General features: G+C 70.1%; 12 protein-coding genes and 1 riboswitch. Of the genes, 7 read left to right on the top strand and 5 right to left on the bottom strand.

Features of this window, described 5'->3' with window-relative positions:
• Positions 1 to 94 precede the first annotated feature (94 nt).
• From VF557_01330 to VF557_01320, 3 genes are all read right to left on the bottom strand, one after another.
• Positions 95 to 1,714: a long-chain fatty acid--CoA ligase gene (locus VF557_01330; GenBank protein HEX8078830.1), complete on the bottom strand. Its 1,620-nt coding sequence runs from the start codon at positions 1,712 to 1,714 to the stop codon at positions 95 to 97.
• A gap of 78 nt (positions 1,715 to 1,792) precedes the next feature.
• Positions 1,793 to 3,070, bottom strand: a complete 1,278-nt coding sequence (locus VF557_01325; protein HEX8078829.1) for a hypothetical protein — start codon at positions 3,068 to 3,070, stop codon at positions 1,793 to 1,795.
• Complete coding sequence (locus VF557_01320) at positions 3,067 to 3,399, bottom strand: hypothetical protein (protein ID HEX8078828.1); 333 nt, start codon at positions 3,397 to 3,399, stop codon at positions 3,067 to 3,069. The genes VF557_01325 and VF557_01320 overlap by 4 nt, the downstream gene beginning before the upstream one ends.
• Positions 3,400 to 3,633: 234 nt before the next feature.
• On the opposite strand from VF557_01320, the gene VF557_01315 reads away from it, so the two are divergent.
• From VF557_01315 to VF557_01300, 4 genes are all read left to right on the top strand, one after another.
• Entirely contained in the window at positions 3,634 to 3,966 is a 333-nt protein-coding gene (locus VF557_01315; GenBank protein ID HEX8078827.1) for a DUF3263 domain-containing protein, read from the top strand.
• 16 nt (positions 3,967 to 3,982) lie between these two features.
• On the top strand, positions 3,983 to 4,549 hold the full coding sequence (locus VF557_01310) for a LytR C-terminal domain-containing protein (protein ID HEX8078826.1): 567 nt from the start codon (positions 3,983 to 3,985) through the stop codon (positions 4,547 to 4,549).
• Positions 4,550 to 4,552: 3 nt separating this feature from the next.
• A riboswitch (SAM riboswitch) is annotated at positions 4,553 to 4,735 on the top strand.
• Positions 4,736 to 4,749: 14 nt separating this feature from the next.
• Positions 4,750 to 6,024, top strand: coding sequence for a threonine synthase (thrC, locus tag VF557_01305; protein HEX8078825.1), 1,275 nt, complete (start codon positions 4,750 to 4,752; stop codon positions 6,022 to 6,024).
• Positions 6,025 to 6,283: 259 nt separating this feature from the next.
• Entirely contained in the window at positions 6,284 to 6,490 is a 207-nt protein-coding gene (locus VF557_01300) for a cold-shock protein (protein HEX8078824.1), read from the top strand.
• 106 nt (positions 6,491 to 6,596) lie between these two features.
• Here VF557_01300 and VF557_01295 read toward each other — a convergent pair whose 3' ends face one another.
• Positions 6,597 to 8,657, bottom strand: a complete 2,061-nt coding sequence (locus VF557_01295; protein ID HEX8078823.1) for a prolyl oligopeptidase family serine peptidase — start codon at positions 8,655 to 8,657, stop codon at positions 6,597 to 6,599.
• A 245-nt stretch (positions 8,658 to 8,902) separates the two neighbouring features.
• Here VF557_01295 and groL point away from each other — a divergent pair, with 245 nt between their 5' ends.
• Positions 8,903 to 10,531: a chaperonin GroEL gene (gene groL / locus VF557_01290; protein ID HEX8078822.1), complete on the top strand. Its 1,629-nt coding sequence runs from the start codon at positions 8,903 to 8,905 to the stop codon at positions 10,529 to 10,531.
• A gap of 206 nt (positions 10,532 to 10,737) precedes the next feature.
• Positions 10,738 to 11,025, top strand: a complete 288-nt coding sequence (locus VF557_01285) for a YciI family protein (GenBank protein HEX8078821.1) — start codon at positions 10,738 to 10,740, stop codon at positions 11,023 to 11,025.
• A gap of 17 nt (positions 11,026 to 11,042) precedes the next feature.
• On the opposite strand, the gene VF557_01280 is transcribed toward VF557_01285, so the two are convergent.
• Positions 11,043 to 11,837, bottom strand: coding sequence for a thymidylate synthase (locus VF557_01280; GenBank protein ID HEX8078820.1), 795 nt, complete (start codon positions 11,835 to 11,837; stop codon positions 11,043 to 11,045).
• A gap of 72 nt (positions 11,838 to 11,909) precedes the next feature.
• Here VF557_01280 and VF557_01275 point away from each other — a divergent pair, with 72 nt between their 5' ends.
• Positions 11,910 to 12,407 carry a DUF2505 domain-containing protein gene (locus VF557_01275; GenBank protein ID HEX8078819.1) on the top strand — a complete coding sequence of 166 codons (498 nt, stop codon included), beginning with the start codon at positions 11,910 to 11,912 and terminating at the stop codon, positions 12,405 to 12,407.
• Positions 12,408 to 12,433 lie beyond the last annotated feature (26 nt).

The raw sequence follows: 12,433 nt of genomic DNA, 5'->3' as shown, positions 1-12,433 counted from the left end.
GCAGTTCCAATCAAGGTAATTCGATTCAGCGCCCCGAAATGGGCAGATTTATACTCGGGCCGGCGGCCAGGAGGGCGGCGTCGGCCGCGCCGGATCAGTCGCCGAACCGGCGGTCGGCGAACTGCTCGCGAAGCGATTTCTTGGAGAACTTGCCGACGCTGGTCTTGGGGATCTCGTCGAGGAACACGATGTCATCGGGCAGCCGCCACTTGTCCACCCGCTCGGCCAGGAACGCCCCCAGCTCGGCCTTGTCCACCGTCTGATCCGCTTTGAGCACCACGCAGGCCAGCGGCCGCTCCATCCATCGCGGGTGCGGGACGGCGATGACAGCGGCCTCGGCGACCGCCGGATGCGCCATGATCTGGTTCTCCAGGTCCACCGAGGAGATCCACTCGCCGCCGGACTTGATCAGGTCCTTGGTCCGGTCGACCAACCGCAGGTAGCCCAACTCCGAGATCGCCCCGACGTCACCGGTGCGCAGCCAGCCGTCGGGTGAGAACTGCTCACCGGACTCGTCGGTGCGGTAGTACTGCCGGGCGATCCACGGTCCCCGGGTCTCCAGCTCGCCGGTGGCCCGATCGTCCCAGGGCAGCTCCTCGCGGGTCTCGGAGTCCACGATCCGCATCTCGACCCCGATCGGTGGCCACCCCGCGGTCGCGCGGATGTCGGCCTTCTGCTCCTCGGGCAGGTCGGCGTGCTCGGCCCGCATCGAGCAGACCGTTCCCAGCGGCGAGAGTTCGGTCATGCCCCAGGCCTGGGTGATCGGCAACCCGATCGCGGCCCGCCAGCCTTCGGACAGCGCCTTGGGCACCGCCGAGCCGCCGCAGATCACGCTGCGCAAGGCGGACAGGTCGCGGCCGGCCAGCAGCGGCAGCATGCCCATCCAGATCGTCGGCACCCCCGCGGTGAGGGTCACCCGCTCGCTCTCGAGCAGGTCCACCAACGCCGGCGGCGTCATGCCGGGGCCCGGCATCACCAGGCTCGCGCCGGCCATCACGGCGGAGTAGGGCAACCCCCAGGCCATCGCGTGGAACATCGGCACCACCGGCATGAGGATGTCGGCGTCGCTGACGGAGAAGGTGCCGGGCACGTGGGTGATCAGGGCGTGCAGGTAGGTGGAGCGGTGGGAGTAGAGCACGCCCTTGGGATTGCCGGTGGTGCCGGTGGTGTAGCAGAGGGCCGCGGCGGTGTGCTCGTCGGTGACCATGCCGGTGAAGTCGAACTCCTCGCCCACCACGTCGTCCCAGAGCACCACCCGGGGATCGTCGGGCAGCGGGCTCGGCGCTCCGTCGTCGAAGACCACCACGTGCCGGACGGTGCTGAGCTTGGGCAGGTACTGCCCGAACAGCGGCAGCAGCGACCGGTCCACGAAGACGACCTCGTCCTCGGCGTGCTCGACGGTGTAGACCAGCTGCTCGGGAAAGAGCCGGATGTTGAGGGTGTGCAGCACCCGGCCGGTGCACGGCACTCCGAAGTACAGCGCCGTGTGATTGGCGGTGTTCCAGCCGAACGAGCCGACCCGGCCGTCGGCCGAGACGCCCAGCCGGTCCAGGACGCCGGCCACCTGCCGGGACCGGGTGGCCAGCTCGGTGAAGCTGATCCGCTCCTGGCCCTGCGCCAGCTGGGTGGTGACGCGCGCGTGGGGATACATTCGCTCGCCCCGACGGAGGATGTACTCGATGGTCAGCGGAACGTCCTGCATCAACCCCAGCATCGCCTGATCGTGCTGCACCTCGGCGTTTGAGGCAACCGCAGAGGTGTGAGGCAGCCGCAGCGGAGGGCCTGCCCCGGTTCAGTCCGCCCGCCGGATCTGAAACACCTGGGTGCTGACCCGCTCGGCGCCGAGAAAGCCGGCAGCGCCGCGTCGCCAGTGCGCCAGCGCCGGGTCAGCGCTGCCGTCCAGGTCGACGGCGCCGGCCAGGTAGGAACCCAGCGAGTGCCTGCCGAGCACCGAGCTGTCGCCATGCGCGGTGTGCACGGTGATCCAGCCGGCCCGTCGTGGGTTGGCCACGCCGTCCAGCTCGGGCACGACGTCGCCGCGGTTCTGCAGCGACAGCACCGACACCGAGCGCGGCACGGGCGCCAGGCCGACCGGTGAGCCGGCGGTCACCAGATGGGTCACGCTGAACTCGGACCCGGCCCGCAGCCGGCCGGCCAGCTGGGCCGCGATCATGCCGCCCTGGCTGTGGCCCACCAGCATGATCGGCTCGCTCGGCGTGACGCCGGCCTGGCGAAGCGCCTGCAGCACGCCCCGCTCGAAGACCGAGGACCGGTTGGCCAGCGCCCGCAGGTTGGTGCCGAGGTCGCTGACGGGTGCGGTGCGGCGCGTCGGGTCGAGGTTCCACGCCGTGGTGCCGGTGATGTCGAGGATCACCCGGCGCCCGCTCGGGCCGTCGAGGATCCGGACGTCGATCGTGCCGCCGCCGTCGTTGTGGGCATTGCGCAGGGCCAGGGCCCGGATCAGGTCGGCGGCGCCGCGCGGCGGTCCGTTCCGGTCACCGGTCGGCATGCCCGGCCGGGCGCTCACCACGGCGGCGCCGTCGGCGAACGGGGTGGCCAGCAGCCCGGCCAGCCGGGCGGTGGCGCCGGGCACCGGCAGGCCGCCGGAGCCGCCGGCCGTCAGCAGCTGCACCGCCACGTCGACCAGCTCCGGATCGGCGGTCAGGCCGGCCTGCAACCGGGCCGGCGACGGGACCGAAATAGGCATCAGCGCCAGCGGCAACCGCAGACCGGCGGCAAGCACGGGCGCCAGCCGCCGGTCGAGCTCGTCGGCCGCCCGGTAGGACCCGGCGGCCAGCCGCAGGCCGGTCGCGAGGGACTGGCAACCGGCCAGTACGCCGGCTGTCCCGGCCATCGCCACGCCGGTCAGGGCCAGGATCTGGGCGGCGCCGGCGGGGTCCAGAACGGCTGCGGGAACCATCGCCGGCTCGGCCAGGCAGCGGGCCAGCGCCCGCAGCGTGCCGCCGACCTGCTCGGCGGCCCGGTCCAGCGCCGAGGCGAACGCGGCGAGCTGCTCGATGTCGGCGGCGATCGAGTCGCTGCCGCCCCGGACGGTGATCGGGCCGCTCACGGCAGCCGCACCACCCGTTCGACGAGGTCGAGGGAGGCGTGGGCGAGCTGGGCCACCGAGGCGGCCCGGCCGGCGGCCCGCTGCTGGTGGGCGCGAACCGCGGCGGACAGCTCGGTCAGCCGCGAGCCGGACTGGCCCAGCTGCCCGAGCAGCTCGTGCAGGACTGCCTGAAAGGCCCGGGCTGCCCCGGAGTGCCACCCCAGGCCGGCGGCCCGGGCCCGCAGGGTCGAGCGCACCCCGGCCAGCTCGTCGGCGGCGCCGGCCAGCTCGCGGCTGAGGTGCTCGAGTCGGCCGAGGTCCAGCAGCTGGACCGCCCTACCTGGATGCATGAAGAGAACACTGCCGTCGCTGAGGCGCCGCACGAGCCGGCCCGGCAGATCTGTGCGGCGCCGTGCCGGCTGTGGACAGCCGCCGGAGCCGGTCCTTCGACACGGCAGCTCCGCACGTTCTTGTCCGGTCGTCATGGTTCAATGGACACGCGAATGACAACGGTGCAATTCAGCCGGCACATAAGAGACCAACCCAGGCTGTTACCAGCCGATGCACACTCGATCGGAGGCCGCATGGAACCCGCGCCCGCCGCCCACGACGCCGCCGCGACCGGCGGCGATTACCAGAGCACCGCCGACGGCTCCGGCGACGATGGCGGCCTGAACCGCCGCGACCGAGAGATCCTCGCCTTCGAACGGCAATGGTGGAAGTACGCCGGCGCCAAGGAGCAGGCGATCCGCGAGCTGTTCGACATGTCCGCCACCAGGTACTACCAGGTGCTCAACGGCCTGATCGACACCCCCGAGGCGCTGGCTGCCGACCCGATGCTGGTCAAGCGGCTCCGGCGGCTGCGCGCCAGCCGGCAGCGGCAACGGTCCGCGCGCCGGTTGGGCATCGAAGTTTAATATAGACTTCACATCCGTGACCCATACCGCTGCTCCCCCCGCGCGACGCCGCACCGCTGAGCGGGCACTGGGCGCACTGCTGTTGGTGGCCGGAATGTCCTTGGCCGTCATCGCCTACTCCGCACTGGGCCAGCCCGGCGGCCGGCATGCCGGCAACTCGCTGCTGCGCCCGCTTGCCACCCCGCCACCCCTGGCGGGCGGCCAGGCCGCTGCCGGCGGGTCGGCGCCGAGCCAGCCCGCCCCCAGCCAGGACACCGGCGCCGGGCCGGCGCGGGGCACCTCCAGCGGCGTCGCCCTGGTCGTCCTGGACAACACCGACCGCCCCGCACTCGCGCGCGGCGCCAGCCAGCGCTTCGAACAGGGTGGCTGGACGGTCACCCAGACCAGCACCTTCGACGGCGACATCCTGTCCACCGTGGCCTATTACGACCCGGCCGCGCCCGGCGCCCAGGCCGCGGCCGAGGCGCTGCGGGCCCAGTTCCCCGAAATCCAGCGGGTCCGGCCGAAGTTCGACGGTCTGGGCCCGGGGGCGGTCGTCGTGGTGCTGACCCATGACTACAGTCAAGGGCAGACAACTTCATAGTTCCGCTCATCCAGAGGGGCAGAGGGACCGGCCCGTTGAAGCCCCGGCAACCACCAGCACGACTCGCGCGCGAGTAAGCCGCTCAGCCAATGATATCGGCCCGCACTCGCGTGCCAGAAGAGTCCGTACGGAAGGTGCCAACTCCGGCCTGCCACGCAGTTCCGCGTGTGCCAGGGAAGATGAGGAGAAAGGGCCTCGTTATGACCGCGACCATCAACCGACTCAGCCAGCCACCGGCATCGCCGGCATCCGGGCTGATCTGCCGCAACTGCGGAGCCGACTACCCGCTCGCCGCCCAGCACGCCTGTTTCGAATGCTTCGGCCCGCTCGAGGTCGGCTACCACGCCGACCGGCTCGGCTCGGTCACCAGGCAGAGCATCGAGGCCGGTCCGCACTCGCTGTGGCGCTACGCCGGCCTGCTGCCCGCCGGGCACGATCCAGCCACCAGGGTCGACTCCGGCACCGGCATGACGCCGCTGATCCGGGCCGACCGGCTGGCTGACCGGCTCGGCTTCACCGCGCCGCTGTGGGTCAAGGACGATTCGGCCAACCCCACCCACTCGTTCAAGGACCGGGTGGTCTCGGTGGCCATCACCGCCGCTCGCGAGCTGGGCTTTCGTCGGATCGCCTGCGCCTCCACCGGAAACCTCGCCAACTCGGTCGCCGCCCACGCGGCCCGGATCGGCATGGAGTCCATCGTGTTCGTGCCCGCGGACCTGGAGCTGGCCAAGATCACCCAGACGGCGGTGTACGGCGGAACCCTGGTCGCCGTCGAGGGCTCCTACGACGACGTCAACCGGCTGTGCAGCGAGCTGGCCGAGACCGATGAGTTCGAGCACACCGCGTTCGTCAACGTCAACGTCCGGCCCTACTACGCCGAGGGCTCCAAGACCCTGGGCTACGAGGTCGCCGAGCAACTCGGCTGGCGGCTGCCGCAACAGGTGGTGGTCCCGATGGCGTCCGGCTCGCTGCTGACCAAGGTGCACAAGGCCTTCAAGGAACTGGCCGGCATCGGGCTGGTCGAGCCGTCGGACTACCGGGTCTACGGCGCGCAGTCCTCGGGCTGCTCGCCGATCGCGCACGCCTTCGAGACCGGCAGCGAGACCGTGCTGCCGGTGCGCCCGAGCGGTATCGCCAAATCGCTCAACATCGGCAACCCGGCCGACGGGCCGTACGCCCTGGACGCGGTGCGCGGCACCGGCGGGGCAATGGCCCACGTCGATGACGAGGAGATCCGGGCCGGCATCGAGTTGCTGGCCCGGACCACCGGGGTGTTCGCCGAAACCGCCGGCGGGGTCACCACCGCGGTGTGCAAGAAGCTGGTCGAGACCGGCCGGCTGGACCCGGGCCGGGAGACGGTCATCTACAACACCGGCGACGGCCTGAAGACCCTGGACGCGGTGGCCGGCCGGTTGGCGCCGACCGCGGTGATCGCCCCGACGCTCAAAGGGATGCGAGCCGCCGGTCTGCTGTGAGGCCATGCTGAGGCTGCTGTGAAGCGTTGCTGAGCCTGCTGTGGGGCTTGAGCGGCTAGAAAAAGAGCCGATCCGGTGGCGGGGTGGGTCGCCAGCCGGTAATTTCCCGCATGGTCGAGTGACGGGCGTTTCGCCAACGAAGGACCACGGGGGCGGTGGATTCCGCCACTGTGCGCACTGAGCTGCCGGGACCGTGTAACGAAGACCCCGGACGCCACGGGGTGTGGCGGCCCGGTCGGCAGCCAGCAAGGAGTGCAGCGTGGCACAGGGCACCGTGAAGTGGTTCAACAACGAGAAGGGCTACGGCTTCATCGCCGTAGACGGCGGCCAGGACGTCTTCGTCCACTACAGCGCCATCCAGAGTGACGGTTACCGGTCACTGGAAGAGGGCCAGCGAGTGGAGTTCGAGGTGGCCCAGGGGCCGAAGGGTCCGCAGGCCGACTCCGTGAAGGTGGTCAACGCCTAGGCCTGGTCACAGCCGCGGCTCGTCGGCGTCGCCTGAGACGCCTGTCATCAGACGCCTGACATCAGACGGCTGACGAGCTGCGGTGTGAACCCCCGTCCTGGGAGGGCTAATCGGCCAGCTGGTCGTAGCTCAGGCCGGTGTGGCGGCCGAGGAAGGCCAGCAGGTCCGTTCGCTCGGCTATCAGCGTCGAGCGCGACTTGCCCTGGCCGTGCCCGGCGCTGTACTGCACCCGAAGGTAGGCAACCGCGTCCGGCGGGCTGAGAGCCTGCAACCGGGCGGCGAACTTGAAGCTGTGCGCCGGGACCACCCGGTCGTCATGGTCGGCGGTCGTCACCAGCGTCGCCGGGTAGCGGGTGCCGGGGCGCAGCCGGTGATAGGGCGAGTAGGCGTGCAGGACGTCGAACTCCTCGCGGCTGCGGCTGGCGATGCCGTAGTCCGAGGTCCAGGCCCAGCCGATGGTGAACCGCTCGAAGCGAAGCATGTCCATCACCCCGACCTGGGGGACGGCCGCTGCGAACAGCTCCGGGCGCTGAGTCATCAGCGCGCCCACCAGCAGCCCGCCGTTGGAACCGCCGTTGACGGCCAGCCGGTCCGGCGCCGTCCAGCCGGTGGCGATCAGGTGCTCGGCGGTGGCTATGGCGTCGTCGAAGACGTTCTGCTTGCGGTCCAGCTTGCCGGCGTCGTGCCAGCCGGCGCCGTACTCGCCGCCACCGCGCAGGGTCGCCACCACCCACACCCCGCCGGCCTCGGCGAAGGTCGCGATGGTGGGTGAGAACTCAGGGGTCAGGCTGACTTTGAAGCCGCCGTAGCCGTACAGGGTGCACGGGTGCGGGCCGTTGTCGGCCGTCACGTCGGCCCGGTGCACCACGAAGGCCGGCAGCCTGGTGCCGTCGGCGCTGGTGACCCAGATCTGGTCGGTGACGATGTCCGGCGGAGTGGCCCCGGCGGCCGCGTCGAAGACCACCGAGGTGCGCCCGGTACCGAGCTGGTACTGCAGGATGCGGGGCGGCGCCTGGAAGGAGGAGAAGGTCAGGTGTACCAGGTCGGAGTCCGGATCGGCGGTCAGCTCGCTGACGCTGCCCAGGCCGGGCAGGTCGATCACGCCGGTCTGGTCGCCGTCCAGGCCGTGCACCGTCACCACCGCCCGGGCGTCGGCCAGCCAGCACACCACCAGAGCGTTGACCCCGGCCGCGGCGCTGAGCAGCAGGTGCTCCCGCTCGGCGACCAGGGTGCTGATCTCACCCGACTCCGGATCGACCAGCACCAGTCGGCCGCGGTCGGCCTCGAAGTCGGTACGAAACACGAGCCCGTCCGGCAGCGCGGTGACGAAATCCCACCAGGCGCCGGTCGGCTCGATGATCTGGCGCGGTTCGCTGCCCGGCTGGCTCAAGTCGCGGACCCGGATCGCGCGGGTGTCGGACGGGGCGTCGTGGACCCCGATCACCAGCCAGCGGCCCTGGTGGTCGATCCAGGGCATCTGAATGGCGGCGGGCTGGTCGGGCAGTTCGAGGATCAGCTCGTCCTGCTCCTGGGTGGTGCCGAGCCGATGAAGCATCAGCCGCGGCGACCCGGCGACCGAGGAGTACATGTCGTCGGGGTCGGTCGGCGGGTACATCGCGTACACGAAGCCGCTGGAGTCGCCCAGCCAGCACGGCTCGACGAACTTGGCCCACCGGACGTCGTCGGGCAGGTCCGCACCCGTCCGCAGCGACCGCACCCGCCAGCGGCACCAGTCGCTGCCGGCTTCCTGGTAGGACCAGGCGACCAGGGCGCCGTCGTGGTCGGCGACCGCGGCGGCCAGCGAGGTGCTGCCATCGGCCGCCGCCGGGTTCGGGTCCAGCACCACCTGGCCGGTCCCCATCGGCTCGTCGGCCACCCGCAGCACCGACTGCTGCTGGCTGCCGTCATTGGTCAGCCGGAACCACCGCCCGCCGCGCAGCGACGGAGCGCTCGAGCTGGGCAGCGTCGACAGCTGACCGAGGCGGGCCGCGAGCTCGGACCGTCCGGGCAGGTCCTGCAGGTACCGCTCGGCGGCCTGGGCCTGCGCCCGGACCCAGTCGTTGACCTCGGAGCTGGTCTGGTCCTCCAGCCAGCGGTACGGGTCGGCTACCGGGGTGCCGTGAAAGTCATCGACCTGGTCCACCGTGCGGGTCTCGGGAAAGCTCATTCGAGAAACGGTAGGCGGTCGGCGCAACCCCCTGCCAGCGGGGGGTGAGTACCCGCAGGGCCGCCCCGCGCCTTGCACTCGAGGGGTCCGAGTGCTAAACCTGACTTAGCACTCGGGTACTGTGAGTGCTAAGCCGATCGTGATGAGGCGCTCTCCGATACGGGCGCCGGCCGTCGCGGGCATCTCAGGTCGGTCAATAGCTGGTCAGTGCTGAATCAGCACAAGACAAGTAAAGGACGACACGAATGGCTAAGTTGATCGCGTTCAACGAAGAGGCCCGTCGCGGCCTCGAGCGCGGCATGAACACCCTTGCCGACGCAGTAAAGGTGACGCTGGGCCCGAAGGGTCGCAACGTCGTGCTGGAGAAGAAGTGGGGCGCCCCCACGATCACCAACGACGGTGTCTCGATCGCCAAGGAGATCGAGCTCGAGGACCCGTACGAGAAGATCGGCGCCGAGCTGGTCAAGGAGGTCGCCAAGAAGACCGATGACGTCGCCGGCGACGGAACCACCACGGCCACCGTGCTCGCCCAGGCCCTGGTGCGCGAAGGCCTGCGCAACGTCGCGGCCGGCGCCAACCCGATGAGCCTCAAGCGGGGCATCGAGGCCGCGGTCGTCGCGGTCACCGAGCACCTGCTCAACGTCGCCAAGCCGGTTGAGACCAAGGAGCAGATCGCTGCCACCGCCTCGATCTCGGCCGCTGACACCACGGTCGGCGAGCTCATCGCCGAGGCGATGGACAAGGTCGGCAAGGAAGGCGTCATCACCGTCGAGGAGAGCAACACCTTCGGTCTGGAGCTCGAGCTCACCGAGGGCATGCGCTTCGACAAGGGCTACATCAGCGCTTACTTCGTCACCGACACCGAGCGGATGGAAGCTCAGCTCGAGGACCCGTACATCCTGATCGTCGAGTCCAAGATCTCCAACGTCAAGGACCTGCTGCCGCTGCTGGAGAAGGTCATGCAGTCGGGCAAGCCGCTGGCGATCATCTCCGAGGACGTCGATGGCGAGGCGCTTTCCACCCTCGTCGTAAACAAGATCCGGGGCACCTTCAAGTCCGTCGCCGTCAAGGCCCCGGGCTTCGGTGACCGCCGCAAGGCCATGCTGCAGGACATCGCGATCCTGACCGGCGGCCAGGTCATCTCCGAGACCGTCGGCCTCAAGCTCGAGACCGCCGGCCTGGAGCTGCTGGGCCGGGCCCGCAAGGTGGTCATCTCCAAGGACGAGACCACCATCGTCGAGGGCGCCGGTGACGCCGACCAGATCCAGGGTCGCGTCAACCAGATCCGCGCCGAGATCGAGCACTCGGACTCCGACTACGACCGCGAGAAGCTGCAGGAGCGGCTGGCCAAGCTGGCCGGCGGCGTCGCGGTCATCAAGGTCGGCGCCGCGACCGAGGTCGAGCTCAAGGAGCGCAAGCACCGCATCGAGGACGCCGTTCGCAACGCGAAGGCCGCCGTCGAAGAGGGCATCGTCGCCGGTGGCGGCGTCGCGCTGCTGCAGGCCGGCGTCACCGCGTTCGACAAGCTCGAGCTCTCCGGCGACGAGGCCACTGGCGCCAACATCGTCCGGGTCGCGCTGTCTGCTCCGTTGAAGCAGATCGCGATCAACGCCGGCCTCGAAGGCGGCGTTGTGGCCGAGAAGGTCGCGGGCCTGCCCCAGGGTCACGGCCTGAACGCCGCGACCGGCGAGTACGGCGACATGCTGGCTGCCGGCGTGCCGGACCCCGCCAAGGTGGTTCGCTCCGCGCTGCAGAACGCCGCCTCGATCGCGGCGCTGTTCCTCACCACCGAGGCCGTGGTGGCTGACAAGCCGGAGAAGGCCGGCGCCGCTGCCGGCGGTGGCGCTCCGGACATGGGTGGCATGGACTTCTAGACCTCGTCCTGCCTGCGCTATCTCAGATGGGCGGTCCCGCTTCGGCGGGGCCGCCCATCCCTTTTCCCGTTCGCCGTTTCGCCAGCTGCGCAAGTGGGCGGTTGGCCTACGCAACCGAGTCGTAGAAATTGGAACGGTCCGCCGAAAGCCGGTGACCGTCCGTGGTCCCGCGACGGGCTCGGGGGTAGCAGTCGATGAAGTATGTGATGACCATGCAGAGCGTGCCGGATTTCGGCCCGCTGGCCGATAAACATTTCCCAGCGCACCTGGCCTACCTCAAGGATTGCCACGAGCGGGGCCTGGTGCTGCTCATGGGGCCCCTCCAGGAGCCTTTCAACGGCGAGGCGCTGGGCGTGTTCCCCAGTCGCGAGGCGGCCGAAGAGTTCGCGGCCGGCGACCCGTTCGTGCTGAACGGCGTGATCAAGTCGTACACGATCCGGCCGTGGCAGGAGAACCTGGCGCCGGACCCGGCGCCTGACCACCTGACCACCTGACAGCCCGGGAGCGGGGCTCAGACCGCGATCGGCGCCTTGATCGACGGGTGCGGGTCATAGCCCTCCAGCGCGACGTCGGCGATCTCGAACTCGTCGAGCTGCCGGCGCGCCGGGTTCAGTCGCAGGGTGGGCAACGGCCGCGGCTCGCGGCTCAACTGCAGTTCGGCCTGCTCGACGTGGTTGAGATAGAGGTGGGCATCGCCCAGGGTGTGTACGAACTCGCCCGGCTGCAGGTCGGTGACCTGGGCGATCAGGTGGGTCAGCAGGGCGTAGGAGGCGATGTTGAACGGCACGCCGAGAAAGACGTCGGCCGAGCGCTGGTAGAGCTGGCAGGACAACCGGCCCTCGGCGACGTAGAACTGGAACATCGTGTGGCATGGCGGCAAGGCCATCTGCTCCACCTCGGCGACGTTCCAGGCGCTGACGATGTGGCGCCGGGAGTCGGGATTGGTCCGGATCGAGTCGACCAGGTTGGCGATCTGGTCGATCCGGCGGCCGTCCGGAGCCGGCCAGGAGCGCCACTGATACCCGTAGACGGGGCCCAGCTCGCCGTCGGGGTCGGCCCACTCGTCCCAGATGCTGATTCCCTGCTGCTGCAGCCACCTGACGTTGGTGGAGCCCCGCAGGAACCAGATCAGCTCGCCGACCACCGATTTCAGGTGCAGCTTCTTGGTGGTGACCACCGGAAAGCCGTCGGCGAGGTCGAAGCGCATCTGATGCCCGAACACGCTCAGGGTGCCGGTGCCGGTCCGGTCGCCCTTGCGCACGCCCTTGTGCAGGACGGTGTCGAGGAGATCCAGATACTGCCGCATCCTGGCAACGGTAGCAGCGCCGGACGTGACCCGGTGGGCACGCCGAGGCGCGTCATCGGCGATGATGCGCCTATGAAATTGCGTGTCGAGACCTCAGCGCCGGCCACCGTCGAGCAGATCTTCGCCAGCCGGGTCGAGCAGAGCGTCCGGGAGCAGGCCTGCCGGGAGTCCGGCGCGCTGTCCTACGACGTCCTGATCGAGCAGTCGGCCGATGGCGGCGCCCGGGTCCGGGTGCAGCGGGAGATGGCGCCGAAGGTGCCTGACTACATCCGCAGGTTCGTCGGTGAGAGCATCTCGATCACCCAGGTGGAGCAGTGGAGCGCGCCGGGGCCGACCGGCGTCCGCACCGCGGTGGTCGACGTGACCGTCAAGGGGCAACCGGCCAGCATGACCGGGTCGATGGTGCTGTCGCCGGCGCCGGAGGGCTCGACCGAGTTGGTGAGCGGCGAGGTCAAGGTCAGCATCCCGTTCCTGGGCCGCCAGATCGAGCCCGAGATCGTGAAGGTGATCGAAGCCGCGCTGCGCATCGAACAGCGAGTGGGTCAGGACTGGGTACGCCAGAACCGCTGAGGCCGCCGGCTCACCCGCTGACCGCG

The sequence above is a fragment of the Jatrophihabitans sp. genome (assembly GCA_036389035.1).
In the GTDB taxonomy this organism is placed as follows: Bacteria; Actinomycetota; Actinomycetes; order Mycobacteriales; family Jatrophihabitantaceae; genus Jatrophihabitans_A.
The sequence above is the reverse complement of the archived record's forward strand: the minus strand, read 5'-3'. Positions and strand labels throughout refer to the sequence as shown.

Bases quoted from the DNA above. Each gene is read 5' to 3' on its own strand.
- VF557_01285 (HEX8078821.1), top strand. From the start codon at position 10,738: ATGACCATGCAGAGCGTGCCGGATTTCGGCCCGCTGGCCGATAAACAT.
- VF557_01275 (HEX8078819.1), top strand. From the start codon at position 11,910: ATGAAATTGCGTGTCGAGACCTCAGCGCCGGCCACCGTCGAGCAGATC.
- VF557_01330 (HEX8078830.1), bottom strand. From the start codon at position 1,714: ATGCTGGGGTTGATGCAGGACGTTCCGCTGACCATCGAGTACATCCTC.
- VF557_01295 (HEX8078823.1), bottom strand. From the start codon at position 8,657: ATGAGCTTTCCCGAGACCCGCACGGTGGACCAGGTCGATGACTTTCAC.
- VF557_01315 (HEX8078827.1), top strand. From the start codon at position 3,634: ATGGAACCCGCGCCCGCCGCCCACGACGCCGCCGCGACCGGCGGCGAT.
- VF557_01320 (HEX8078828.1), bottom strand. From the start codon at position 3,399: ATGCATCCAGGTAGGGCGGTCCAGCTGCTGGACCTCGGCCGACTCGAG.
- thrC (HEX8078825.1), top strand. From the start codon at position 4,750: ATGACCGCGACCATCAACCGACTCAGCCAGCCACCGGCATCGCCGGCA.
- VF557_01280 (HEX8078820.1), bottom strand. From the start codon at position 11,837: ATGCGGCAGTATCTGGATCTCCTCGACACCGTCCTGCACAAGGGCGTG.
- groL (HEX8078822.1), top strand. From the start codon at position 8,903: ATGGCTAAGTTGATCGCGTTCAACGAAGAGGCCCGTCGCGGCCTCGAG.